Origin of the sequence: Massilia sp. LXY-6, assembly GCF_051233485.1 — a bacterium.
Taxonomy (GTDB): Bacteria; Pseudomonadota; Gammaproteobacteria; order Burkholderiales; family Burkholderiaceae_D; genus Telluria.
This window is the reverse complement of the sequence record NZ_JBKFGF010000072.1, coordinates 1-22709: the sequence shown is the minus strand read 5'-3', so window position 1 is coordinate 22709 and position 22709 is coordinate 1. Positions and strand designations below refer to the sequence as shown.

The 22709-nt window shown below is 65.0% G+C and carries 25 protein-coding genes; 11 read left to right on the top strand and 14 right to left on the bottom strand.

Annotation, left to right across the window (positions count from 1 at the left end; translation table 11 throughout):
* Positions 1-2: 2 nt before the first annotated feature.
* Complete coding sequence (locus ACI48D_RS24445; protein WP_435573842.1) at positions 3-665, top strand: TetR/AcrR family transcriptional regulator; 663 nt, start codon at positions 3-5, stop codon at positions 663-665.
* A gap of 18 nt (positions 666-683) precedes the next feature.
* Positions 684-1235, top strand: a complete 552-nt coding sequence (locus tag ACI48D_RS24440) for a GNAT family N-acetyltransferase (RefSeq protein WP_435573841.1) — start codon at positions 684-686, stop codon at positions 1233-1235.
* On the opposite strand, the gene ACI48D_RS24435 is transcribed toward ACI48D_RS24440, so the two are convergent.
* Entirely contained in the window at positions 1220-1639 is a 420-nt protein-coding gene (locus tag ACI48D_RS24435; RefSeq protein ID WP_435573840.1) for a VOC family protein, read from the bottom strand. The genes ACI48D_RS24440 and ACI48D_RS24435 overlap by 16 nt on opposite strands.
* Positions 1640-1667: 28 nt before the next feature.
* Positions 1668-2069, bottom strand: coding sequence for a VOC family protein (locus ACI48D_RS24430; protein WP_435573839.1), 402 nt, complete (start codon positions 2067-2069; stop codon positions 1668-1670).
* A gap of 292 nt (positions 2070-2361) precedes the next feature.
* Between ACI48D_RS24430 and ACI48D_RS24425 the strand changes: the two genes are divergently transcribed.
* The 4 genes from ACI48D_RS24425 to ACI48D_RS24410 all read left to right on the top strand — a co-directional run bounded on the left by ACI48D_RS24425 (position 2362) and on the right by ACI48D_RS24410 (position 4825).
* On the top strand, positions 2362-2616 hold the full coding sequence (locus tag ACI48D_RS24425) for a hypothetical protein (protein ID WP_435573838.1): 255 nt from the start codon (positions 2362-2364) through the stop codon (positions 2614-2616).
* Between the two features lie 10 nt (positions 2617-2626).
* Entirely contained in the window at positions 2627-3517 is an 891-nt protein-coding gene (locus ACI48D_RS24420) for a sensor histidine kinase (RefSeq protein WP_435573837.1), read from the top strand.
* Positions 3514-4320, top strand: a complete 807-nt coding sequence (locus ACI48D_RS24415; protein ID WP_435573836.1) for a LytR/AlgR family response regulator transcription factor — start codon at positions 3514-3516, stop codon at positions 4318-4320. The genes ACI48D_RS24420 and ACI48D_RS24415 overlap by 4 nt, the downstream gene beginning before the upstream one ends.
* A 73-nt stretch (positions 4321-4393) precedes the next feature.
* Positions 4394-4825, top strand: a complete 432-nt coding sequence (locus ACI48D_RS24410; protein ID WP_435573835.1) for a VOC family protein — start codon at positions 4394-4396, stop codon at positions 4823-4825.
* On the opposite strand, the gene ACI48D_RS24405 is transcribed toward ACI48D_RS24410, so the two are convergent.
* The 9 genes from ACI48D_RS24405 to xapA form a co-directional block, all read right to left on the bottom strand.
* Positions 4826-5632, bottom strand: a complete 807-nt coding sequence (locus ACI48D_RS24405) for a DUF2076 domain-containing protein (protein WP_435573834.1) — start codon at positions 5630-5632, stop codon at positions 4826-4828.
* 114 nt (positions 5633-5746) lie between these two features.
* The gene (gene bluB, locus ACI48D_RS24400; protein ID WP_435573833.1) at positions 5747-6412 is read right to left on the bottom strand and encodes a 5,6-dimethylbenzimidazole synthase; all 666 of its coding nucleotides are present in this window, start codon (positions 6410-6412) and stop codon (positions 5747-5749) included.
* Entirely contained in the window at positions 6387-7205 is an 819-nt protein-coding gene (locus ACI48D_RS24395) for an ABC transporter substrate-binding protein (protein ID WP_435573832.1), read from the bottom strand. Before ACI48D_RS24395 ends, bluB begins: the two co-directional genes overlap by 26 nt.
* Before the next feature lie 172 nt (positions 7206-7377).
* Positions 7378-7782, bottom strand: coding sequence for a cytidine deaminase (locus ACI48D_RS24390; protein ID WP_435573831.1), 405 nt, complete (start codon positions 7780-7782; stop codon positions 7378-7380).
* Between the two features lie 17 nt (positions 7783-7799).
* Positions 7800-9122 carry a thymidine phosphorylase gene (gene deoA, locus ACI48D_RS24385; RefSeq protein WP_435573830.1) on the bottom strand — a complete coding sequence of 441 codons (1323 nt, stop codon included), beginning with the start codon at positions 9120-9122 and terminating at the stop codon, positions 7800-7802.
* Positions 9123-9199: 77 nt separating this feature from the next.
* Positions 9200-11578: an aldehyde dehydrogenase family protein gene (locus tag ACI48D_RS24380; protein ID WP_435573829.1), complete on the bottom strand. Its 2379-nt coding sequence runs from the start codon at positions 11576-11578 to the stop codon at positions 9200-9202.
* Positions 11579-11598: 20 nt separating this feature from the next.
* A complete protein-coding gene (deoC, locus tag ACI48D_RS24375; protein WP_435573828.1) occupies positions 11599-12555 on the bottom strand; it encodes a deoxyribose-phosphate aldolase in 957 nt (318 codons plus the stop codon).
* A complete protein-coding gene (locus tag ACI48D_RS24370; protein ID WP_435573827.1) occupies positions 12552-13757 on the bottom strand; it encodes a phosphopentomutase in 1206 nt (401 codons plus the stop codon). The genes deoC and ACI48D_RS24370 overlap by 4 nt, the downstream gene beginning before the upstream one ends.
* Before the next feature lie 50 nt (positions 13758-13807).
* A complete protein-coding gene (xapA, locus tag ACI48D_RS24365; RefSeq protein WP_435573826.1) occupies positions 13808-14644 on the bottom strand; it encodes a xanthosine phosphorylase in 837 nt (278 codons plus the stop codon).
* Between the two features lie 362 nt (positions 14645-15006).
* Here xapA and ACI48D_RS24360 point away from each other — a divergent pair, with 362 nt between their 5' ends.
* Genes ACI48D_RS24360 through ACI48D_RS24345 form a run of 4 tightly spaced genes read left to right on the top strand, consistent with a single transcriptional unit; the run spans position 15007 to position 18269 of the window.
* On the top strand, positions 15007-16122 hold the full coding sequence (locus tag ACI48D_RS24360; RefSeq protein ID WP_435573825.1) for a carbohydrate kinase: 1116 nt from the start codon (positions 15007-15009) through the stop codon (positions 16120-16122).
* 2 nt (positions 16123-16124) lie between these two features.
* Positions 16125-17048 (top strand): pseudouridine-5'-phosphate glycosidase, encoded by a 924-nt coding sequence (locus tag ACI48D_RS24355; RefSeq protein WP_435573824.1) that lies wholly within the window; start codon positions 16125-16127, stop codon positions 17046-17048.
* 9 nt (positions 17049-17057) lie between these two features.
* Positions 17058-17960 carry a LysR family transcriptional regulator gene (locus ACI48D_RS24350; protein ID WP_435573823.1) on the top strand — a complete coding sequence of 301 codons (903 nt, stop codon included), beginning with the start codon at positions 17058-17060 and terminating at the stop codon, positions 17958-17960.
* 45 nt (positions 17961-18005) lie between these two features.
* Positions 18006-18269, top strand: coding sequence for a hypothetical protein (locus ACI48D_RS24345; RefSeq protein ID WP_435573822.1), 264 nt, complete (start codon positions 18006-18008; stop codon positions 18267-18269).
* Between the two features lie 25 nt (positions 18270-18294).
* Here the strand turns inward: ACI48D_RS24345 and pcp are convergent, their stop codons facing one another.
* Genes pcp through ACI48D_RS24330 form a run of 3 tightly spaced genes read right to left on the bottom strand, consistent with a single transcriptional unit; the run spans position 18295 to position 20596 of the window.
* The gene (gene pcp / locus ACI48D_RS24340; protein ID WP_435573856.1) at positions 18295-18951 is read right to left on the bottom strand and encodes a pyroglutamyl-peptidase I; all 657 of its coding nucleotides are present in this window, start codon (positions 18949-18951) and stop codon (positions 18295-18297) included.
* A 5-nt stretch (positions 18952-18956) separates the two neighbouring features.
* Positions 18957-19913: a DUF979 domain-containing protein gene (locus tag ACI48D_RS24335; RefSeq protein WP_435573821.1), complete on the bottom strand. Its 957-nt coding sequence runs from the start codon at positions 19911-19913 to the stop codon at positions 18957-18959.
* Positions 19910-20596, bottom strand: a complete 687-nt coding sequence (locus ACI48D_RS24330) for a DUF969 domain-containing protein (RefSeq protein ID WP_435573820.1) — start codon at positions 20594-20596, stop codon at positions 19910-19912. The genes ACI48D_RS24335 and ACI48D_RS24330 overlap by 4 nt, the downstream gene beginning before the upstream one ends.
* A gap of 851 nt (positions 20597-21447) precedes the next feature.
* Here ACI48D_RS24330 and ltrA point away from each other — a divergent pair.
* Positions 21448-22617: a group II intron reverse transcriptase/maturase gene (gene ltrA, locus ACI48D_RS24325; protein WP_435573819.1), complete on the top strand. Its 1170-nt coding sequence runs from the start codon at positions 21448-21450 to the stop codon at positions 22615-22617.
* The last annotated feature ends 92 nt before the right edge of the window (positions 22618-22709 follow it).

Here is a 22709-nt window from a genome sequence, read left to right as displayed (position 1 = left end):
GGATGGCCATGACCACGACCACGACCACGCTACCTGCCGATACCCTGCCCGGCAAGCGCGTCCAGCACCGCGAGGAGGTAGAGGGCGCGATCCTGCGCGAAGCGGTGCGCCTGTTCGCCGAGCGCGGCTTCGAAGGCACGCCGATCGCCGAGGTGGCCGAGCGCGCCGGGCTGTCCAAGCAGAACCTGATGTACTACTTCCCGACCAAGCAGGCGCTGTACAAGCGTGTGCTGGACGATGTGCTCGACGAATGGCTGGCGCGCATGGCCAGCCTGGCCGACCCGGCGCAGGATCCGGCCGACGTGCTGCGCGCCTACGTCGCGGCCAAGCTCCGCTTCTCGCGCGAACAGCCGCTGGCCTCGCGCGTGTACGCGATGGAAGTGATCGGCGGCGCCAAGCTGTACGGCGAACAGATCCGCCGCCGCGTGGTGCCGCTGCTGCGCCAGGACATCGCCGTGTTCGAGCGCTGGATCGCCGACGGCAAGATCGCGCAGGTGAACGCCACCCACCTGCTGTTTGCCGTATGGGCGATGACCCAGTCGTACGCGGATCTCTCGGCGCAGATGGCGCTGGTGCTGGACCGTGCGGAGCTGAGCGGACAGGATTTCGACGATGCCGCCCAGCTCATCACCGGCATGGTGCTGGCCGCGCTCGGCATTCAATAGGAAACGAGAGGAGGATCCATGCCCGACCTGACACCGGCCACCCTGAGCACCGGGCGCCTGCTGCTGCGCTGGATGACGGAAGACGACATCGCCGGCCATTACGCCGTGTTTTCCGACCCGGTGGTGACACGTTACTGGAGCGGCGAGCCCTGGACCGACATCGAGCAGGCGCGCCAGGCGATCGCCGCCACCATGGCCGCCTACGCGGACGGCAGCGGCCTGCGCCTGGCGATCGTCCTGCGCGACAGCGCTGAGCTGATCGGCAACGTCACGCTGCACCACTTCTTCGAGCAGAACCGGCGCTGCGAGATCGGCTACGCCCTCGCCAGCAAGCACTCGGGCCAGGGCCATGCGACCGAGGCGCTGCGGGCCGTCATCCAGTACGGTTTCGACACCCTGGACCTGAACCGCATCGAGGCCGACATCGACCCGCGCAACGCGGCTTCCGCGCGGGTCCTGGAAAAGCTCGGCTTCAGGAAGGAAGGCTATATGCCCGAGCGCTGGATCGTGTCCGGCGAGTTCGCCGACACGGTCAACTACGGGCTGCTCAGGCGTTACTGGGAAGCCTGAGAGGTACGGCTGGCCGGGTTCATCCAGACCAGGTTCCAGAGGTGGCCGTCGAGGTCCTCGAAGCCCTGGGTGACCATGAAGCCGTGGTCCTCCAGCGGATGCGGGCTGCGGCCGCCGGCGGCGACGGCCTTTTCCACCAGGCCTGCCACTTCGTCCCGGCTCTCGCACATCAGGCAGATGATCACCTCGTTGGCCTCCTTCGCCTGCACCACGGGCTTGTCGATCAGGCTCCTGAAGAAGTCCTCGGTCGTCAGCATGGCGCTGATGCTGCCTTCCACGATGACCACATTGGCCGCGCGCTCGTTGGAAAACTGCGGATTGAAACCGAAGCCGAGGCTTGCAAAGAAAGCCTTGGATTTTTCCAGGTCCTTGACCGGCAGGTTGAAGATGACTTGCTTGCTCATGATGTCTCCGTGTCGAAAAGTGAATTGATCAGGCCTGCTGCGCTGCCATCCACACCAGTTCCCAGATGTGGCCATCCAGGTCTTCGAAGGCGTGGCCGTACATGAAGCCGTGGTCCTGCGGCGCGCGCGGCGCCCGGCCGCCGGCGGCGATGGCCTTTGCCACCAGGCCGTCGACTTCCTCGCGGCTCTCGCAGCTCAGGCAGACCAGCACCTCGGTCGCTTCCTTCGCCTGCACGATCGGCTTGTCGATGAAGGTCTTGAAAAAGGATTCGGTCAGCAGCATCGCGTAGATGCTGCCCTCGGCGATGACCATGCCGGCCCCGTTCTCGCTGGTGAACTGCGGGTTGAAGCTGTAGCCGAGCGCGCTGAAAAAGGCCTTGGACTTGTCCAGGTCCTTGACCGGCAGGTTGACGAAGATCTGCTTGTTCATGACATCCTCATGTTGGAAGGTGAGTTGAAAACGGGCCCTGCATCCTGACGACGAACGAGGATGCATGACATCGACACGCCTGCGAAAAAATTTTACCGGACCGCTTCGCTGTTGCCACGCTGGCCATGACGTAGAGAAATATTCTGCGTTTGCAATACTACAACAGCTTCCCATTTATCTGTCCGCGTGACCGGCCATCCCATGTTTCCTGCATTTCGTCGGAGCATGCTGGAAGCGCGCGCCCGGCAGGACTACATTGATCCCATCGAATAGCCTTACAGGAGTACAAGCCATGAAAAGCGCCAACTTCCGCAGCTTCTGCGACAGCATGGAAGACGTCGCCCGCGACATCGTGCGCGCCTGCCGCCGCGGCGGCCGCATCATCGCCGCGATGCCGTGGCCGGCCATGCTGGTCTGCTGCATCCTGCTGGCCGCCGTCATCAGCATCCTGCCGCTGGCCCTGTTCCTGTTCATCCTGTTCATGGGCGTGAAGGTCGTGATCGGCGCCTTCGTCATCGACCGCCGCCGCAGCGTGCGCGAGCAGTAAGGAGGTAGACATGAGCGCCAGCCAGATCAATTCCGGGCTCGACTTCCTGCGCGATGCCTTCAACGAAGCCAGCAAGCTGTGGTGGCGCTTCTTCGACTGGCTCGCGGTGGTCGAATGGCGCCAGCTGGCGCTGACCTGGTTCCTCGCCTTCCTGGTCTGCGTGCCCTTGAACATGCCCGAGCTGGCGACCTGGTATTTCGTCGCCTCGTTCGGCGTCAAGATCTTGGCCGGCGGCAAGCGCAAGGCCGAGCTGGTGGCGAAGGAAGCGACCATGCAGGCCAATGTCGCCACGCTGGAGCGGCGCCTGATGGAGGCGAAAATGGCGGCCCTGCAGGCCCAGGTCGAGCCGCACTTCCTGTTCAACACGCTGGCCCTGATCGGCCAGCTGATCGAGACCGACCCGCACGAAGCCGCGCGCGTGCACGCCCACCTGATCGAATACCTGCGCTCGACCCTGCCGCAGATGCGCGCCCGCGACGGCGGCACGCTGGGCAAGCAGGTCGAGCTGTCGAAGGCCTACCTGGCCATCATGCAGGCGCGCATGAAGGAGAGGCTCAGCGTGCGCTTCGAGGTGCCGGACTTCCTCGGCAGCGCGCCCTTCCCGCCGATGATGCTGCAGACCCTGATCGAGAACGCGATCAAGCACGGCCTGGAGCCGAAGATCGCGGGCGGCACCGTCACCGTGCGCGCCTACGTCGACGGCGCCACCCTGCACGTCGAAGTCTGCGACGACGGCATCGGCATCGACCCGCACGCGGACGAGGGCATCGGCCTGGCCAACATCCGCGAGCGCCTGCAGCTGCTGTACGGCACGAACGCCGAGCTGGCGATCCATACCCCGGCCACCGGCGGCGCCTGCGCCCTGATCAAACTGCCCTACAAGATGATGGAGACCGCATGATGATGGAGACGACGGGCGGCGTGCCGACTGCCATGATCGCCGACGACGAAGCGCCGATGCGCGACCTGCTGCGCGCGCGCCTGGCCGCGGTCTGGCCGGCACTTCGGATCGTGGCCGAGGCCGCGAACGGCGTCGAGGCCGTCGCACTGGGCGAGCAGCATCAGCCCGACATCGCCTTCCTCGACATCCGCATGCCGGGCATGAGCGGCATCGAGGCGGCGCGCCGGCTGTACCGGCGCTCGCACATCGTGTTCGCCACGGCCTACGACCAGTACGCGCTGGACGCCTTCGAACAGGGCGCGCTCGACTACCTGCTCAAGCCGGTGAGCGCGGAGCGGCTGGCCACGACCTGCGCGCGCCTGCAGGCGCGGTTGCATGAGCGGCTGAAGACGCATGCGCCGGCTCAGGATATCGGCCAGCAACTGGCCCGACTGACGGCGCTGCTGGAAAACAAGGGACAGGAAAAGCCGAAGACGGGCTACCTGCACTGGATCCAGGCCCAGGTCGGGTCCAGCCTGCGCATGGTGAGCACGCGCGAGGTGCTGTTTTTCCAGTCGGACGAAAAGTACACGCGGGTGCAGACGGCCAGCGCCGAGTTCCTGATCCGCAAGACGCTGAAGGAACTGGCCGAAGAGCTCGACCCGGACGAGTTCTGGCGCATCCACCGCTCGACCCTGGTGCGGGTGGACGCCATCGGCGAAGTCGCGCGCGACCTGCGCGGACGCCATATGCTCCGGCTGCGCGGCCACCCGTTCGAACTCGAAGTGAGCCGCAACCACACCTATCTGTTCCAGCAGATGTGAATCGCACTGCGGCGCTGGTAGGATGGACGCATCCATCGCATCCATCGCATCCACCGATCAAGGAGCCGCCGCCATGCCGTCGATTGCCATCCCCTGCCTGCGCTATCGGGACACGCCCGCCGCCATCGACTGGCTGTGCGACGTCTTCGGTTTCGAATGCCAGATGGCGGTGCCGGGCGTCGGCGGCGCCATCGCCCACGCCCAACTGACCCTGGACGGCGGCATGATCATGCTGGGTTCGGTCAACAGCGAAGGCGAATACGGCCGCCTGCTGGCCCAGCCGGACGAGATCGGCGGCCGCGAAACCCAGACCGTCTACCTGCAGGTCAGGGACGCCGACCGCGTCTGCGAGCGCGCGCGCAATGCCGGCGCGGCCATCCTGCAGGAGCCGTCCGACACCGAGTTCGGGAGCCGCGGCTTTTTATGCCGCGACCCCGAAGGCCATGTGTGGAATATCGGGACCTACGACCCGTGGAAGCCCGAGCAGCTGTTCAATCAGCCTTGACTAGCTGAACAAGCCTTCGTCGGAGCCGTCGCCGTCGAAGAAGCCGCCATTGTTGTCCAGGCTGCCGCCATCGTCGGTGCCGCTGTCGAACAGACCTTCCGAGGCGACGTCGCCGGAGCCGCTGTCGAGCAGGTTGTTGCCGCCGGAGCCGCCGAGGGACTGGCCGACGTCGCCGAGCCCGGCCTGGTTGGCCAGCGAACTGCCGGACTGGTCGCTGAACAGGTTGTTGGCCGGGTCATCGCTGTTGAGCAGGCGATGGCCGCCCTGCTCGTGATGGCCGAACATGTTCTCGATGCCCTGGAACAGGAAATTGCCTGCTGCGACGCCGGCCGCGGTGGCCGCGATCGAGCCCAGCATCCCACCACCGAGGAAGCCGCCGGAACGCGATCCGAACATGCCGCCCGCCGGTGGCTGCTGCTGGTATTGCGGCTGATATTGCGGCTGGTATGGGGGCTGCTGGTACTGCGCCTGCGGATAGTCGCGCTGCGCCTGCTGCATCGGCGCATTGACGGGCCGCGACCCACCGCTGTTGCCCCAGGTATTAGCATCGAGGAATTTACCGTTGTCATCTCGCTGGCCGGAACGCTGCTGGCTCAACTGGTCCTGCAACTGGGCGACCTGGCTCTTGGCATTGTTCAGCGCCTGCTCCAGCAGCAGCGAGCGTTGTACCAGCAGATAGGCGGCGTCCGGCTGCTGGGCGACCGCCCGCTGGATCAGGGCGTCGGCCTCCGGGTCTTTCTGGATACCGCGCGCCTGGATCAACTGGCTCAGGAAATCATGCAACATTTGTGAATCTTGCGGGCTCATGGGCTTGCCTCCTTAATATGAATCCGGATAGGCACCATGTTGAGGGTGTGGTCAGGATTTCAAGTCGTAACTCGTGGTCCTGATCGTAAATTGGCCACAGTAGCTGGATTGTGGCTATGTTGCATTTCCTTCAATGGGCGTTTCCCAAGCGTTTTCATAAAGCACTTCACGCAGCTGGCGACGCCGATCCCAACGCTCGGTCTCCAGTTTGGGCGCGGAATAGAAGGCTTCGACATGCCCGACGCACAGCACGGCAATGGGAACACTGTCGGCCGGCATCCCGCACAAGTGTCGAACGCGGGCTGGATCGAAGAGCGAAACCCAGCCGACCCCGACTCCCTCGGCGCGTGCCGCCAACCAAAAATTCTGAATTGCACATGCTGCGGAGGCCAGGTCCATCTGCGGCATCGTACGGCGACCGAACACATATCGCTCGCGATTTTCCATCAGCCCTACCACGAGCACTTCTGCGCACTCGAGGATGCCCTCGACCTTCAGTTTCATGAATTCGTCAGCGCGCTGACCGAGCGCTTCAGCCGTCGATACGCGCTCTTCGTCAACGTGCGCATGGATGGCTCGGCGCAGGTGTTGATCCGTGATGCGGATGAACCGCCAAGGCTGCATCAGGCCGACGCTGGGCGCGGCGTGCGCGGCTTCAATGAAGCGCAGGAGTTGATCGGATTCGATCGGCGCCGGGCTGAAGTGACGCATGTCGCGACGCTCGCGAATGGCGCGGTAAACGCCTTCAATCTGGTCAGTGGGAAAAGCGTTTGGATTCATGTTTCTCCTCATGCCAGCGCGCGACGAGGCCTGCAATCTGAACAAGCCCATGCGTGATGAGCGAGGGTCCCGGTGAAAGGATATCGGGTGACTTGATCTCGACAAGCATGCCGGTTTTCAAGGCAGGAATCTCTTCCCAGCCAGGACGCGCCTTGACCAGCTGGGGCTGGAATTTCTTGCCGCACCAGGAACCGATAATAATGTCGGGCGCCCGCCTGACCACTTCCAGCGGATCCGCAATGATTCGCTGTTTCGCACCGGGATGCACGGAGAGATCCGGAAAAGCATCGATCCCGCCTGCCAGGCTGATGATTTCGGCGATCCAGCCAATACCACTCATCAGGGGCTCATTCCACTCTTCGACATAGATAGTCGGCCGGCGTTCCCGGCGCTCGGCCTGCGAACGAACTTGCTCGACAGTTTCCTGTAAATGCGCGATCAGGGACTCCCCCGCTTCCTCTTTTTGGACGAAAGAAGCCAGGGTGGCGATCATGCGGAATATCCCGGCGATGCTGCGCTGGTTGAACAGGTGGACCTCGACGCCTGCGCGCGCCAGGTCGCGGCACAGGTCGGCCTGCAGGTCACTGAAGCCGATCACCAGGTCCGGCTCGACCGCAAGGATTCGTTCAAGCTTGCCGGAGCTGAATCCGCTGATCTTCGGTTTTTCATGACGGGCCCGTGCAGGCCTTACGGTATAGCCCGAGATGCCGGCAATGAACTGTTCCGCGCCAAGCGCATACAAAGTCTCGACCGATTCAGTGGAAAGGCAGGCAATACGCTTGTAGTGGCTCATGTCTGATTGGAGACGGCGGAAGCGTTGCATTATATGCCAAGTACTCGCTAAGTCATCTTACCCCTTCACGCGGTCGCACGCGTCCCGCCCATGAGCGATGCGCTCTCTTTGCCCCTGAGACCAAAGTCCGCCGCCGCTCTCGCACAGGCGAAAGCGGCGGCGCTCCTGCTGCTTACTTCTGCAGGTCCCGGCCGCCGAAGGCGTTTGGCAGCTGACCGGCGGCGGTGGTCTCCATCAGGTCGCCCTTCAGGTTGGTCAGCACCACCGGCAGCTCATTGCCGCCCAGTTCCAGGACCACCTGGCGGCAGGCGCCGCAGGGGGCGATCGGGCCCTCGGTGTCGCCGATCACGGCCAGGGCCGTGAAGTCGCCCGGCTTGTAGCCGTGGGCGATGGCCGAGAAGAAGGCGGTGCGCTCGGCGCAGTTGCACAGGCCATAGGAAGCGTTTTCGACGTTACAGCCGCGGAAGATGCGGCCGTCCTTGCACTCGAGCGCCGCGCCGACCTTGAACTTCGAGTAAGGGGTATAGGCCAGTTCGCGCGCGGCGCGGGCTTCTTCGATGAGTTTTTCGTATTGCATGCTGGTGTCCCGGTAGATTACGGACGGATGGTCTTGTAGATCATTGGCTGCGCAGCCGGCTGCGCCGAGGCGATGCGGTAGGCCGCCTGCACCTGGCGCACGGCCTGCTCGGCCGCCTCCTGCGTGCGTGCATGCACCATCGCCAGCGGCTGGCCGGGCTCGATCCTGTCGCCCAGCTCGGCCAGGCCGGTCAGGCCGACGGCAAAGTCGATCGGGTCCTGCGGACGCACGCGGCCGCCGCCCAGGGCAACCACCGCCAGGCCCAGGCCGCGGCAGTCGGTCGAATCGGCGTAGCCCGATTCCAGCGCCGGCACCGGCAGCACGATCGGCGCCTTCGCCAAGTGGGCATCCGGCTTGTCCATCAGGTCGGCCGGGCCGCCCAGGGCGGTGACCATGCGCGCGAAGCGCTCGGCGGCTTCGCCCGAGTCCAGCGCGTGCTGCAGCCTGGCGTGCGCCTCTTCGCTGGTGGCGGCCAGGCCGGAGATCACCAGCATCTCGGCGCACAGGGCCATCGTGACTTCGTGCAGGCGCTTCGGCCTGGATTTGCCGCTCAGGTAGTCGATCGCCACGCGCACTTCGAGCGCGTTGCCGGCTGCCGGGCACAGCGACTCGTTCATGCCGGTCAGGATCGCCGACGTCTTCGTGCCGGCGCCATTGCCGACCTGGACGATCGACTCCGCCAGCTCCACCGATTTTTCGTAGGTCGGCATGAAGGCGCCGCTGCCCGCCTTGACGTCCATGACCAGGGCATCGAGGCCGGCAGCCAGCTTCTTCGACAGGATCGAGCCGGTGATCATCGCGACCGATTCCACGGTGGCCGTGGTGTCGCGGATGCTGTAGAAGCGCTTGTCGGCCGGCGCCAGCTGGGCGGTCTGGCCGATGATGGCGACGCCGACTTCCTTCACGACCTTCTTGAACAATTCCGGATCGGGGACGGTGGAGTAACCGGGGATCGAATCGAATTTATCGAGCGTGCCACCGGTGTGGCCCAGGCCGCGGCCCGAGATCATCGGCACGAAGCCGCCGCAGGCCGCGATCATCGGGCCCAGCATCAGCGAGACCACGTCGCCGACGCCGCCGGTCGAGTGCTTGTCGACCACCGGACCCGGCAGGTTCAGCGACTTCCACTCCATGACCTGGCCGGAATCGCGCATCGCCAGCGTGAAGGCGACGCGTTCGTCCATGGTCATGTCGTTGAAGTAGACGGCCATCGCCAGGGCCGCGATCTGGCCTTCGGTGACGCTGCCGTCAGGGATGCCGCGCACGAAGAACCGGATTTCTTCGGCGCTCAGGACGCCGCCGTCGCGTTTTTTGCGGACGATTTCTTGGGGGAGGAACATGAGGCTTCCTTAACTGTTGACATCAAAACGTCGTTCCCGCCTGCGCGGGAACGACGGTTCATGCGTTTCTATTTACTTCAGACGCCGTACGGAATCCAGACGTTTTTGACCTGGCTGGCATGCTGCAACACGGTCTTGCCGCAAGCCTGCTTCGCATCGAACCAGTCACGGCCTTTCGCGCCGCCGGTCCAGGTGCGCTTCAGCGACTCCGCCGACAGGCGCTCGACTTCGGCGCAACCCTCGGCAGAACCGTCATGGCGCCACACGGCGTCGACGTCGAAGTGCGAGGCCAGCGTACGTGCCAGCTCGTCGGCGGAACCCGTGACGATGTTCAGCGCGCCGCCCGGCAAGTCGGAGGTGTCCAGTACCTGGTACAGGTCCAGCGCCGACAGCGGATGCGCTTCCGACGGCACGGCGACCACGCGGTTGCCCAGCGCCAGCGCCGGCGCCACCAGCGAGACGAAGCCCAGCAGCGGGTTCTCGTTCGGGCAGATGATGCCGATCACGCCGACCGGTTCGTTCAGCGCCACGGTGATGCCGTGCATCGGCGGCTGGTGCGCCAGGCCGTCGTACTTGTCGGCCCATGCCGCCCAGTAGAACAGGCGCTCGATCGAGGCCTGCACTTCCGCGGCAGCGTTCTTCGAACCGGTCTGCTGCGCGATGCGGGCGGCGAATTCGTCGGCGCGCACGGCCAGGTTCTCGGCGATGTAGTACAGGACTTGCGCGCGGTTGTGCGCGGTCGCCTTGGACCAGCCGGCAGCCTTGTGCGCGGCTTCGACGGCGTTGCGGATGTCCTTGCGGTTGCCTTCGCCGATGTCGGCCAGGAAGGCGCCGTTCGCGCCATGGATCGCGCGGCTGTAGGCGCCGTCCGGGCGGGCCTGCTTGCCGCCGATGTAGAGCTTGGCGGTGCGGTCGACGGCGAACGGGCTGCCTTCTTCCGCCGGTTTGACTTTGCCTTTTTCGGCGATGACCGGGGCGTTTGGCCTGCGGTCTTCGGCCAGCGGGGTCAGGTACTCATACATGCCTTCCTTGCCGCCTTCACGGCCGAAGCCCGATTCCTTGTAGCCGCCGAAGCCGCAGGCGGCATCGAACTGGTTCGCGGTGTTGATCCACACCACGCCGGCCTTGATGGCGGGCGCCACGTCCAGCGCCAGGCTGATCGACTCGGTCCAGACGCAGGCGGCCAGGCCGTATACGGTGTTGTTGGCCAGCTGGACGGCTTCGCCCGGGGTGCGGAAGCTCATCGCCACCAGCACCGGGCCGAAGATTTCGGTCTGGGCCACGGCGGCCGAGGTCGACGCGCCGGTGATCAGGGTCGGCAGGTACCAGGAGCCGCCGACCGGCATCTCGCAAGTCGGCTGCCAGATTTCGCAGCCCTCGGCGCGAGCGGCTTCCACCAGGCCGGTGATGCGCTGCTGCTGTACCGGATCGACCAGGGCGCCGATGTCGTTCGACTTGTCCAGCGGCGAGCCGACGCGCAGGTTCTGCATGCGCGCCTTGACCTTGGCGATGAAGCGCGGGTAGACCGATTCCTGCACCAGCAGGCGCGAGCCCGCGCAGCAGACCTGGCCCTGGTTGAACCAGATCGAATCGACCAGGCCTTCGACGGCGGCGTCCAGGTCCGCATCGTCGAACACGATGAACGGCGACTTGCCGCCCAGTTCCAGCGACAGCTTCTTCCCGGTGCCGGCAGTGCTCTTCCTGATGATGCGGCCGACTTCGGTCGAGCCGGTGAAGGCCAGCTTGTCGATGCCCGGATGGTTGACGATCGCTTCGCCCACGCGGCCGTCGCCGGTGACGATGTTGACCACGCCCGCCGGCACGCCGGCCTGCTGGCAGATTTCAGCAAACAACAGCGCGGTCAGCGAGGTGAACTCGGCCGGCTTGAAGACGACGGTGTTACCCGCCGCCAGGGCCGGAGCGATTTTCCACGCCAGCATCAGCAGCGGGAAGTTCCACGGCACGATTTGGCCGACCACGCCGACGGCGCGGTAGTCGGCGAATTCTTCCGACTGCAGCTGGGCCCAGCCGGCGTGATGGTAGAAGTGGCGTGCGGCCAGAGGCAGGTCGGCATCGCGGGTTTCGCGGATGGTCTTGCCGTTGTCCAGGGTTTCGAGCACCGCGAACAGGCGCGCATGCTTCTGCAGCAGGCGGGCCAGCGCGTACAGGATCTTGGCGCGGCCATGGCCGCCTATGGCGACCCAGCCCGGCTGCGCGCGGCGTGCGGCCGCGACTGCGCGTTCCACGTCCTCGTTGGACGCCTGCGTCACCTGCGCCAGTTCGCTGCCGTCGGCCGGGTTGAAGGAACCGAAAGTCTCGGTTGCATCAAGCCAGGCGCCATCGATGAACAGGCCGAAACGGCGGCCATGCTGGTCCAGCCACGCTTGCGCTTCCTTGGTGCTTTCGGGTGCGGGACCGTAATCCATAGTCTGAAGAATCTCTTTAATTGTTGGCATGACGAATCCGTGAATTTAACTTATGGTTGCGCGTGGCGGTGGGCAGCGGAATAGAAGCCCGTCACATGGTGTTCGAGCTGGCGTTCGATGTCGGTCAGCAGGCTGGAGGCGCCGATGCGGAACAGGTGCGGCTGCAGCCATTCGTTGCCCAGCTCTTCCTTCATCACGGTCAAGTACTGCAGCGCGGACTTGGCGGTGCTCACGCCGCCGGCCGGCTTGTAGCCGACCTTGAAGCCGGTTTGTTCGTAGTATTCGCGGATCGCACGCACCATCACCAGCGACACCGGGATGGTCGCGTTCACGCCTTCCTTGCCGGTCGAGGTCTTGATGAAGTCGGCGCCGGCCATCATGCAGACCCACGAGGCCTTGGCCACGTTTTCCAGCGTGACCAGGTCGCCGGTCGCCAGGATCGCCTTCACGTGCGCGTCACCGCAGGCCTGGCGGTAGGCCAGCATCTCGTCGTACAGCGCCTGCCAGTTGCCGGTCAGGACGTGCTGGCGGGTGATCACGATGTCGATCTCGGTCGCGCCCGCGGCCACCGACAGTTCGATCTCGCGCAGCTTGGTTTCCATGCTCGACAGGCCGGCCGGGAACGCGGTCGATACCGCGGCGATCGGCAGCCGGCCCTGCAGGATCTGCACGGCCGGGGTGATCATCTCGTGGTACACGCAGACGGCGCCGGTGGTGAGTTCTTCCAGGCCCAGCGCCTGCATCAGGTCGGCGCGCAGCGGGCGCATGGCCTTGCGGCACAGGCGCTCGACGCGGCCCGGGGTGTCGTCGCCGGACAGGGTGGTCAGGTCGATGCACTGGATGGCCTTCACCAGCCAGGCCGCCTGGTAGTCCTTCTTGACGGTGCGGCGGTTGGCCAGGCTGGCGGCGCGGCGGTCGGCGGCGTTGCGGTTGACCTTGAGGTGGTTGATCCAGCCCAGGTCGAGGCCGATGGCGGTGTTACGTTTGAAGTCCAGGTTCGGGCTCATAGCAGGGCAGTTCCGTTCGAGAGAGGTTTGACGCCGAGGTGTTTGGCGAGCGTTGCGCCGATGTCGGAGAAGGTGTCGGCCACCGGCAATTCCTGCGCGGGCGCAGCCGGACCGAAGAACAGCATCGGGATGTGTTCGCGGGTGTGGTCCGAGCCGGGCCAGGTCGGGTCGCAGCCGTGGTCGGCGGTGATCACGACCAGGTCGCCCTCCTTCAGTTTCGACACGAATTCCGGCAGGCGCGCGTCCAGCTCGTGCAGCGCGTTGGCGTAGCCGGCGACGTCGCGGCGGTGGCCGAAGTGCATGTCGAAGTCGACGAAGTTGACGAAGGTGAGCGACTTGTCGCCCGCCGCATCCGGCCCATCAGCGGCCACTTCCAGCAACCGGTCGAACAGCGCCATGTTGTCGGCGCCTTTTACGAGACGGGTGACGCCCTGGCCCGCGAAGATGTCGCTGATCTTGCCGAGGGCGATGACCTGGCCGCCCGCGTCCTTGACGTGGTCCAGCAGGGTCGGCGCGACCGGCGGCACGGCGTAGTCGTGGCGGTTGCTGGTGCGCTTGTAGTTGCCGTTCGAGCCGGTGAACGGACGCGCGATGACGCGGCCGATGTTGTACGGCTTGACCAGCTCATACGCGGCCTCGCACACTTCGTACAGACGATCGAGGCCGAAGTGCTCTTCGTGCGCGGCGATCTGCAGTACCGAGTCGGCCGAGGTGTACAGGATCGGCTTACCGCTGGCGACATGCTCGTCGCCCAGCTCGTTGATGATGGTGGTGCCGGAAGCGTGGCAGTTGCCCAGCCAGCCGGGGACGCCGGTCAGCTCCTGCAGCTTGTCGGTCAGCTCGACAGGGAAGCTCGGCACGGTCTTCGGGAAGTAGCCCCAGTCGAAACGTACCGGCACGCCGGCGATTTCCCAGTGGCCGCTCTGCGTGTCCTTGCCGGTCGACTGCTCGCGGGCGACGCCCCAGGCGCCGCTGAAGCCGTCGCGTTTGTCGAAACCGGCCGGCCATGTGCCGCTGGCTTTATGCGCCGCGGCGCCCAGGCCGATCTGTTCCAGATTCGGCAGCGACATCGGCTTGCCTTCCTTCGCCGCCCATTCGGCGATGTGGCCGAGGGTGTTGGCACCGAGGTCGCCGTACTTGTCGGCGTCGGGCAGCGCGCCGAGGCCGAAGGAGTCAAGCAGGAGGATGAATGCGCGTGACATATAGTTATCTCTCATTCTGCCGTCGTTCCCGCGGAGGCGGGAACGACGAATCAGGCATTAGCGGTTGCGCCCAGGCGCTCGATGAACGAATAAATCAGGGTAACCAGGTCCTTGGCCGCCACCGCAGCATACTTGAGGGTCTGCTCGTGCGACAGCGGGAACGGGGTCAGGCCCTCGGCCAGGTTGGTGATGGCGGACACGCCGGCCACCTTCAGGCCGCAGTGGCGCGCGGCGATCACTTCCGGCACCACCGACATGCCGACCACGTCGGCGCCCAGCGTACGGAAGGCGCGGATCTCGGCGGCGGTCTCGAAGTGCGGGCCCGGGGTCGACAGGTAGACGCCTTCGTGCAGGGTGATGCCCTTCTCCTGCGCCACGGCCTTCACCAGCTCGCGGGTGTCGAGATCGTAGGCATTGGCCATGCTGAAGAAGCGCGGGCCGAAGCGCTCGTCGTTCGGGCCGGCCATCGGGCTGCCGGGCAGCATGTTGATATGATCGTTCAGCACCACGATGCTGCCGGCGTCGACTTCAGGACGCAGCGAACCGGCGGCGTTGGTCACGAACAGCAGTTCGCAGCCCAGCAGCTTCAGGGTACGCACGGCGGAAGTCATCACGCCCGGGCCGTAGCCTTCATAGAAGTGGCCGCGGCCCTTCATGCAGGCGACCGGCACGCCGGCCAGGGTGCCCAGCACCAGTTCGCCGGCGTGGCCGTGCACGGTGCTGATCGGGAAGCCCGGCAGGTCGGCGTAGCTGATCGCCACCGCATCGCTCATCTGCTCGGCCAGCACGCCGAGACCGGAGCCGAGGATGAGGGCCACACGCGGCGTGAAACCGGGCTTGCGGGCGCGGATGACGTCGGCGGCTTCGAATGGGGTGTTGCTGAGCATGGATGGCTTCCTTGTGATGTTCGCTTGGAGTTGGGCTATTGCTGTATTGATGCTGGGTGGACCGGAGAGGCCTTTTACTGCGGGCGACGCACGGAATGCGGGATTCGGCGCACCAACATGATCGAACTATGCATTATCGTGGATTGGTATGGCAAATACCAAATTTTTGCTTGATTTATATATAGAATGTATAAATAACTGATTCTCGCTCGATGCCTGGAGATACATCGTTCAGCCCGCCCCAGTCAGAGGGACGGCATCTTTGCGTTGACGCCATCCAAACAAGTGTTTAACATCCAAAACAATTGTTTATATCCATTTGACTGTCTCCCACCGTGACCGAGCACTCCAAAAAACAACAGTTGCTTGAGCTGATCCGCGCCAACCCCTTCATCGCGCAGCAGGACTTGGCCATCAGCCTCGGCTTGTCGCGCTCGGCCGTGGCCGGGCACATCGCCGGCCTGATCCGCGAGCGCAAGCTGCTGGGGCGCGCCTACGTCCTGCCGGACCGCCGGCCCGTCACCTGCATCGGCGCGGCCAACCTCGACCGCAAGCTGCGTTCGCTGGCCGGCATCGCCCTGCATACCTCGAATCCCGCCAGCCAGAGCGAATCCTTCGGCGGGGTCGCGCGCAACATCGCCGAGAACCTGGCGCGCCTGGGCACGCCGGTTGCTTTACTGACCGCGACGGGCAAGGACAGCTCGGGCGCCGCCCTGCTCGCGCATGCGGAGCAGCTGGGCATCGACCTGGGCGGCACGCTCCAGCTGCCGGATGTGGCCAGCGGCACCTACACGGCGGTGCTGGACCAGGATGGCGAGATGGTGGTCGCGCTGGCCGACATGGCCCTCTACGACCGCCTCGATCCGGCCTTCCTCGACAGCCGCCAGGCCCAGCTCGCGGCCAGCGCGCTGGTGGTGGCCGACCTCAACCTGCCGCTCGATACGGTCGATGCCCTGGTGGCGCAGGCACGCCGCAGCGAGCTGCCCTTGGTGCTGGTGGCGGTGTCGGAACCGAAGATGGCGCGCCTGCCAGACGACCTCACCGGCGTGCGCCTTTTGATCCTGAACCGCGGCGAGCTCGCGGCGCGGGTCGGGCGCGAACTGGCCAGCGAGACCGAGCTCGATGCGGCCGTGGCCGAGGTGCGGGCGCAGGGCGTGCGCGACCTGGTCGTGACGCGCGGCGCCGAGGGCGTGCTGTACACCCGCGGCGGCGCGGGTGAAGACCAGATCGTCTGCCTGTACGCGCACAGCGCCGAGGTGGTTGACGTCACCGGCGCCGGCGACGCCTTCGCGGCAGCCGTGTGCTGGTCGCTGATGCAGGACGCGGACGACCTCGGGCTGGCCTGCCGCCGCGGCCTGAAGCTGTCGGCGCTGACCCTCGGCGTGGCAGAAACGGTGCACCCGCGCCTCGGGCCGGACAGCCTGCTTGACGTAGCCGGCGAGCCCGCCACTCCACTCAACACGAACACCCAGGACTGAACATGCAAGCTTTTCTCCAGTTTTCCCCGGAAGTACAGGCCGCCCGCGCCGCCGGCAAGCCGGTCGTCGCCCTCGAATCCACCATCATCTCCCACGGCATGCCCTACCCGCAGAACGTGCAGACCGCGCGCGAAGTCGAGCAGGTGATCCGCGACGCCGGCGGAGTTCCCGCCACCATCGCCATCATCGACGGCCGCATCTGCATCGGCCTGTCCGAAGACCAGCTCGAACTGCTGGGCCAGTCGAAGGATGCGATCAAGGTCAGCCGCCGCGACCTGGCCTATGTGCTGGCCACCGGAAAGCTCGGCGCCACCACCGTGGCCGCGACCATGATCTGCGCGAAGCTGGCCGGCATCGAAGTCTTCGTCACCGGCGGCATCGGCGGCGTGCACCGCGGCGCCGAGACCAGCTTCGACATCTCGGCCGACCTGCAGGAACTGGCGCAGACCGGCGTCGCCGTCGTGTGCGCGGGCGTGAAGTCGATCCTCGACATCGGCCTGACCCTCGAATATCTCGAGACCCACGGCGTGCCGGTGGTGAGCGTGGGCCAGGCGGCCTTCCCGGCCTTCTTCACCCGCGACAGCGGCTTCAAGGCCGACTTCCAGCTCGACACGCCGGAAGAACAGGCGCGCTTCATCCGCACCAAGTGGCAGCTCGGCCTGGACGGCGGCGTCGTCGTCAGCAATCCGGTGCCCGAGGCATCGAGCATGAAGAGCGACGAGATCGACGCCATCATCGCCCAGGCGCTGCGCGAGGCGGGCGAACAGGGCGTGAAGGGCAAGCTTGTCACGCCCTTCCTGCTGGCGCGCATCAAGGAGCTGACGGGCGGCCGCAGCCTCGTCACCAACATCGCGCTGGTCAAGCACAACGCGCTGGTCGGCGCGAAGCTGGCCGTCGCCCTGGCGCACACGGCCCACTCAAGCTGACGGAACCCCATGTCGATCGACCTGAAGCAGCTGAAATACTTCCTCGCGGTGGCCGAAGAAAAAAGCTTCAGCCGCGCCGCCGAACGCCTGCACATCTCGCAGCCGCCGCTGTCCCAGCAGATCATGAAGCTGGAGAGCGAGCTGGGCGTGCGCCTGTTCGCGCGCACCACCCGCAGCTTCGAGCTGACGGTGGCCGGCAAGGCCTTCATGCAGGAAGCCTCCGACCTGCTGGGCCGCATGCGCATGGCGGTCGACACCATCCGCCAGATCGACCGCGGCGAGGTCGGGCGCCTGCGCGTGGGCATCGTCGGCTCGGCGATGTGGGGGCCGATCCCCGGCCTGCTGGAGCAGTTCCAGAGCCAGTTTCCGCGCGTGACCTGGACCATCCACGAACTCGGCCCGAACGAACAGTGGGATGCGCTGCGCGGCAAGCAGATCGACGTCGGTTTCTGGCGCGAGCCGAAGCGCGACGCAGATGAACTGAAACACGCCAGCCTGCGCCAGGACCTGTGCTTCCAGGAGAACTACTGCGTGGCGGTCAACGCCCAGCATCCGCTGGCGCGCCGGGATTGCATCGACCTGCAGGATGTCGCCGGCGAACCGCTGCTGACCCTGCACCTGGACCAGTCGGCCGAACCGCGCTACCTGATCCAGTGCTGCGTGAACGCCGGCTTCCAGCCGACCATCTTCCAGGAAGCGGCCGAGCCGCAGACCCTGCTGGCGATGGTGGGCGCCGGCCTGGGCGTGGCCCTGATGCCGGAGACCACCGGCCGCATCGGCTGGCCGGGCGTGCGCTTCCTGCCGATCAAGGGCAATCCGCCGTCGGCCAACCTGTACATCACCTATCCGATCCAGGACGATGCGCCGGTGGTGCGGGCGTTCCTGAAGATCGTGAATCCGGAAGGCGAATAGGCATCGCGGTTAGAATGCGGTCTTGAAAACCTGCGGAGCGACACGATGAAAAAGACCGACCTGGCCAAGCACGATGCCAAAAAACTGATGAACCAAGCAGGCCAGCGCATGCCATCCTTCGGTACAGCCGAGGCGGCGCCGCTCGACCGCCGCGAACAGCGCGACCGCGACCGGGCTCTTGGACTGGTGCCGTTCGCGGTCAAGCTCAATGGCGACTTGGTCAGCCAGCTGCAGGCGTTGGCGAAGGAGCGCGGGCTCGACATGAACGAACTGGTGGCCGAGGTCCTGCGAAAAGGCCTGGCTGCTTAACAGTCGATGCGCAGCCGATGCGCACTCAATGCGTGGCGCCGCCGGCCTGCGCCACGTCGACATCCACCGCCAGCGCCACCTCGACCGCGGTGCGCAAGCCAGCCACGATGTCGTCCAGCGCCATCGACGGCGTCGGTTCCGGCCAGGCCTCGGCCTGCTCGGGCAGGAAAGGCACGTGGATGAAGCCTGCCTTCGCCACACTCCCGCGTACGTGGTGCATCAGCGCGTAGAACACGTGGTTGCACACGAAGGTGCCGGCGGTCTGCGACACGCCCGCCTTCAGACCCTGTTCGCGCATCGCCGCCACCATCGCCTTGATCGGCAGGTTCGTGAAGTAGGCGGCCGGGCCGTCCGCCACGATCGGGACGTCGACCGGCTGCTGGCCGGCGTTGTCGAGGATGCGGGCATCGTCGACGTTGATGGCGATGCGTTCGACCGAGATCTCGGGCCTCCCGCCGGCCTGGCCGACCGCGATCGCGATGTCGGGCCGGACCTGGTCGACGAAGGCGCACAGGTCCTGCGCCGCGCGGCCGAACACGCAGGGCAGCAGGCGCACCTCGACCCGGAACGGTCCACCTGCGCCCTCGCCTTCCCAAGCGTCCAGCCGGCGCACGGCTTCCCACGCCGGGTTGACGGCGGCGCCGTTGAAGGGTTCGAATCCGGTCAGCAGGACGGTCTTCATCATGGTCATTGGTACATCAGGAAATACAACAGGACGATATTCGCCAGCAGCAGCGGCAGCGCGGTCGGCAGCTGGGCCTTGATCACTGCGTTCTTGTCCGGCAGTTCGAGCAGGGCCGCCGGCACGATGTTGAAGTTGGCTGCCATCGGCGTCATCAGGGTGCCGCAGTAGGCGCTGAACATGCCGATCGCCGCCATCACGGCCGGATTCGCATGATACACCCCAACCAGCACCGGGATCCCGATGCCGCCCGCGATCACGGGAAAGGCGGCGAAACCGTTGCCCATCACGACCGTGAACAGCGCCATGCCGATGCAGAATGCGGCGCAGGCGACCAGGCGCGAATCCATCGCGATATACGAGGTCGTGATATGGGCCACGGCCTTGCCGACCCCGGCCTCGGAAAACAGCAGCCCGAGCACCGCCAGCATGTGCGGCAGCACCACCGCCCAGCTCATCGCGTCGATCAGGCGGCGCGCCTCGCGCACGCCCTGCAGCGGGCTGGCGCGCGTGAGCCAGCAGGCCAGCGCCAGCGCGACGATCGAGCCGCAGCCCATGCTCACCAGGGTCAGGTTCTTCGGGTCCAGCAATGGTGTCGCATCGATCCGCACGTCTTTTAATAAGGTCGAGCCGATCATCGTCACCACCGGAATCGCCAGCGCCGGCACCAGCAGCTTGTGGCCGAGCCGGGCCGCGCTGGCGCGGCGCGTGTCTTCCGGCGGCATCGCCGCCTTGCCGCCCTTGACCAGGCCGGCGCCGGCCACCAGCGCCATCGCGACCATGAGCAGGCCGGTGGCCGCCGCCGGCATGCGCCCGCCCGCCAGGTAGAGCAGCGCGTACAGGCCCCAGAACAGCGCGCTGGTGAGGCGGCGCGGATTGCTGCGGTCGCGCAGGTTCATGAAGGCCGTGGCCGCGAACAACAGGCCGACCAGCACGTAGAAGTCGTCGAGCGCCAGGATCATCGCTGCGCCCCAAAGATGCGGGCGTCGAGCCGGCGCAGGTTCCAGGCATGGATCAGGAAGGCCGTCACCGCGGTCGGGATGCCCCACAGCGCCATGCGCAGCGGATCGACTTCCAGGCCCTCGGCGCGCAAAATGGTCTGCATCAGCACGATGGCGCCGAAGGCCACGAACACGTCCTCCCCAAAGAACAGACCGACGTTGTCGGTGGCGGCGCTCATCGCGCGGATGCGCTGGCGCATGGCGTCGTCCAGCTTGACGCCGCGTGCCTCGGCGGCCGCCTCGGCCATCGGCGCCACCAGCGGCCGCACCATGTTCGGATGGCCTCCCAGGCTGGTCAGGCCGAAGGCGGCGGCCAGTTCGCGCACCAGCAGGTAGACCATCAGCAGGCGCCCGGTGGTGGCGGAGCGGATCCTGGCGATGCTGGCCTGGGCGTGCTCCTTCAGCCCGGCGCGCTCCAGCAGGCCGATCGCGGCCAGCGGCAGCAGCAATATCAAGGGCAGGTTGCGCGTCTTGACGAAGGCCGTGCCGAGCGAGGCCAGCAGGTGCACGGGGGACAGGCCGCCGGCCACGCCGGTCACGCCGCAGGCGGCGATCACAACCAGCACCGGATTGGCGCGCAACAGGAATCCGGCGACGACGACGGCAATGCCGAGCAGCGGCCACAGGTTGACGGCAGTGTGCATGGGTCTCCAAGGATGTTTTTATTTGCCGGGAGATATTACCTCAGCAGGGGTCCATCGCAGCGAATGGATGAGATCCAACGCTGCAGCCGGCACTGGCGTGGCTTTTACGTCGGAGTGATGGCGCCTGCATGAACACGCCATGCCTGCATTGAGCGTGCGCATGCAAAATCTGCCTTCTCCGGCTATGCTCGATGGGTCAGTGCGACTCGAAAAAGTTGCTGATTGTAATTGTTCAGGTCACATGAACTTTCCGAGGACATCGTGATTAGAGAACCCTTCCTTCCGTGGAAGGTAGCCTACCTTGATGTGCGTCGCTGGCAACGGCGGGGTGCAAAGCTCAGGGGACAATGTACCGAACCTCCACAAGGAGGCCTGGAATCGCCGTGAGGCGGGGCCGGGACCTGGAAGCTTCATCCGGGAATCGGGCTAGGCTGGCTGGCATGGTTAACGCAAGTGAACTGTTGATAAACGTCGCAACGAGTGATGAGCCAAAGAAGCTGTCGGCTCAAGCCAAAATGGCACGCGCGGGACTGCCCACTTGACCTTTGGGTAGCACGGACATACAACGCGCACGGCGGAAAGACAGAACCTAACCCAGTCGTGTTACAGCAGCGAAACGAGGTAAGCCCGACCATTCGCCTCAAAACACCGAGGCAAGCGAACCGCAAGGGACGCCCATGGATGAGCGGGTAAAGGATGGGACAAAAAGCGAAGGCTGGCCTGTAATGGGTCGGATACCGGGGCCTTGTGCAGAGTAGCGCACGACATACCCGGGGTCGAAAGACAGCAGACTTGTTCCTGGTCACCAACGCGAGAGAGCTCGTAGAACTTCTCTTCGGGAGGCAAAGCAAATGACTGTACAAGCAATATCACGTACGGATGCGGCCTCCACTTCAGCAGATTGGAGTTCCATTCAATGGGAGACTTGTCATCTGGAGGTAAGGAAGCTGCAAGTCCGTATCGCGAAGGCAGCACGCGAAGGCCGCTGGCGCAAGGTGAAATCCTTGCAATGGCTGCTGACGCATTCGTATTCGGCGAAGTGCCTGGCAGTTCGTCGAATCACGGAGAATCGAGGCAAACGCACCGCAGGTGTTGACGGGGTAACCTGGTCGACGCCGGCGGGCAAGTCAGAAGCGATAGGCTCGCTGAAACGCCGCGGCTATCAATCAAAGCCGCTCAGACGAGTCTATATCCCAAAGTCGAACGGCAAACAACGTCCACTTGGAATCCCGACCATGAAGGACCGGGCTATGCAGGCGCTTCACATGCTCGCTCTGGAACCGGTTGCGGAAACCATGGCAGACCGGGGAAGCTACGGGTTCCGACCTGAACGCTCTACCCACGACGCCATCGGGCACTTGTTCGTCGCCCTGGCCCAGCCAGGCTCCGCTGGATGGGTTCTCGAAGGGGACATCAAAGGCTGTTTTGACCACATCAGTCACGAGTGGATGTTGAAAAATGTCTACACCGACACGCAAGTGCTGGCGAAGTGGCTTGGTGCGGGATTTGTCGTTAAAGGTAAGCTCTTTCCGACCGAGGAGGGAACACCACAGGGAGGTATCATTTCCCCGGTGTTGGCGAACCTGGTGCTCGATGGGCTGGAAGACTTGTTGGGCTCGTTCTACGGGTCTGTCAAGGTCGACGGTAACAACTATCGCAGCCGCCAGAACCTCGTCAATTTTGTGCGCTATGCGGACGACTTCGTAATCACATGCAGGTCAAGAGACACGCTAGAGAGCGAAATTCGACCGTTAGTGCGCGACTTCCTGGCTGACCGCGGCCTGACCCTCTCTGAGGAAAAGACCAAGGTCACGCACATCTCGGAAGGGTTTGACTTCCTAGGGCAGAACGTACGCAAGTACCGGTTTGGGAAACCGAACTGCAAGCTGCTCATCAAGCCTTCGAAGAAGAACGTGAAAGCGTTCCTTGACGAAGTGCGAGGAGTCATCCGGTCCATGAGAACTGCTAGGCAAGAAGACCTCATCGGTGTCTTGAATCCTAAGGAAGCGCTGAACAAATAGGTTTTGCGCCCGAGTCGAGACGACAAACCAGCATCGGATGCCACGGTGGTCGAATTCAGGTATTTTTCGCGTCTGGTGCGGGGTCTCGAGAC

Bases quoted from the DNA above. Each gene is read 5' to 3' on its own strand.
- ACI48D_RS24445 (WP_435573842.1), top strand. From the start codon at position 3: ATGGCCATGACCACGACCACGACCACGCTACCTGCCGATACCCTGCCC.
- ACI48D_RS24440 (WP_435573841.1), top strand. From the start codon at position 684: ATGCCCGACCTGACACCGGCCACCCTGAGCACCGGGCGCCTGCTGCTG.
- ACI48D_RS24435 (WP_435573840.1), bottom strand. From the start codon at position 1,639: ATGAGCAAGCAAGTCATCTTCAACCTGCCGGTCAAGGACCTGGAAAAA.
- ACI48D_RS24430 (WP_435573839.1), bottom strand. From the start codon at position 2,069: ATGAACAAGCAGATCTTCGTCAACCTGCCGGTCAAGGACCTGGACAAG.
- ACI48D_RS24425 (WP_435573838.1), top strand. From the start codon at position 2,362: ATGAAAAGCGCCAACTTCCGCAGCTTCTGCGACAGCATGGAAGACGTC.
- ACI48D_RS24420 (WP_435573837.1), top strand. From the start codon at position 2,627: ATGAGCGCCAGCCAGATCAATTCCGGGCTCGACTTCCTGCGCGATGCC.
- ACI48D_RS24415 (WP_435573836.1), top strand. From the start codon at position 3,514: ATGATGATGGAGACGACGGGCGGCGTGCCGACTGCCATGATCGCCGAC.
- ACI48D_RS24410 (WP_435573835.1), top strand. From the start codon at position 4,394: ATGCCGTCGATTGCCATCCCCTGCCTGCGCTATCGGGACACGCCCGCC.
- ACI48D_RS24405 (WP_435573834.1), bottom strand. From the start codon at position 5,632: ATGAGCCCGCAAGATTCACAAATGTTGCATGATTTCCTGAGCCAGTTG.
- bluB (WP_435573833.1), bottom strand. From the start codon at position 6,412: ATGAATCCAAACGCTTTTCCCACTGACCAGATTGAAGGCGTTTACCGC.
- ACI48D_RS24395 (WP_435573832.1), bottom strand. From the start codon at position 7,205: ATGAGCCACTACAAGCGTATTGCCTGCCTTTCCACTGAATCGGTCGAG.
- ACI48D_RS24390 (WP_435573831.1), bottom strand. From the start codon at position 7,782: ATGCAATACGAAAAACTCATCGAAGAAGCCCGCGCCGCGCGCGAACTG.
- deoA (WP_435573830.1), bottom strand. From the start codon at position 9,122: ATGTTCCTCCCCCAAGAAATCGTCCGCAAAAAACGCGACGGCGGCGTC.
- ACI48D_RS24380 (WP_435573829.1), bottom strand. From the start codon at position 11,578: ATGCCAACAATTAAAGAGATTCTTCAGACTATGGATTACGGTCCCGCA.
- deoC (WP_435573828.1), bottom strand. From the start codon at position 12,555: ATGAGCCCGAACCTGGACTTCAAACGTAACACCGCCATCGGCCTCGAC.
- ACI48D_RS24370 (WP_435573827.1), bottom strand. From the start codon at position 13,757: ATGTCACGCGCATTCATCCTCCTGCTTGACTCCTTCGGCCTCGGCGCG.
- xapA (WP_435573826.1), bottom strand. From the start codon at position 14,644: ATGCTCAGCAACACCCCATTCGAAGCCGCCGACGTCATCCGCGCCCGC.
- ACI48D_RS24355 (WP_435573824.1), top strand. From the start codon at position 16,125: ATGCAAGCTTTTCTCCAGTTTTCCCCGGAAGTACAGGCCGCCCGCGCC.
- ACI48D_RS24350 (WP_435573823.1), top strand. From the start codon at position 17,058: ATGTCGATCGACCTGAAGCAGCTGAAATACTTCCTCGCGGTGGCCGAA.
- ACI48D_RS24345 (WP_435573822.1), top strand. From the start codon at position 18,006: ATGAAAAAGACCGACCTGGCCAAGCACGATGCCAAAAAACTGATGAAC.
- pcp (WP_435573856.1), bottom strand. From the start codon at position 18,951: ATGAAGACCGTCCTGCTGACCGGATTCGAACCCTTCAACGGCGCCGCC.
- ACI48D_RS24335 (WP_435573821.1), bottom strand. From the start codon at position 19,913: ATGATCCTGGCGCTCGACGACTTCTACGTGCTGGTCGGCCTGTTGTTC.
- ACI48D_RS24330 (WP_435573820.1), bottom strand. From the start codon at position 20,596: ATGCACACTGCCGTCAACCTGTGGCCGCTGCTCGGCATTGCCGTCGTC.
- ltrA (WP_435573819.1), top strand. From the start codon at position 21,448: ATGACTGTACAAGCAATATCACGTACGGATGCGGCCTCCACTTCAGCA.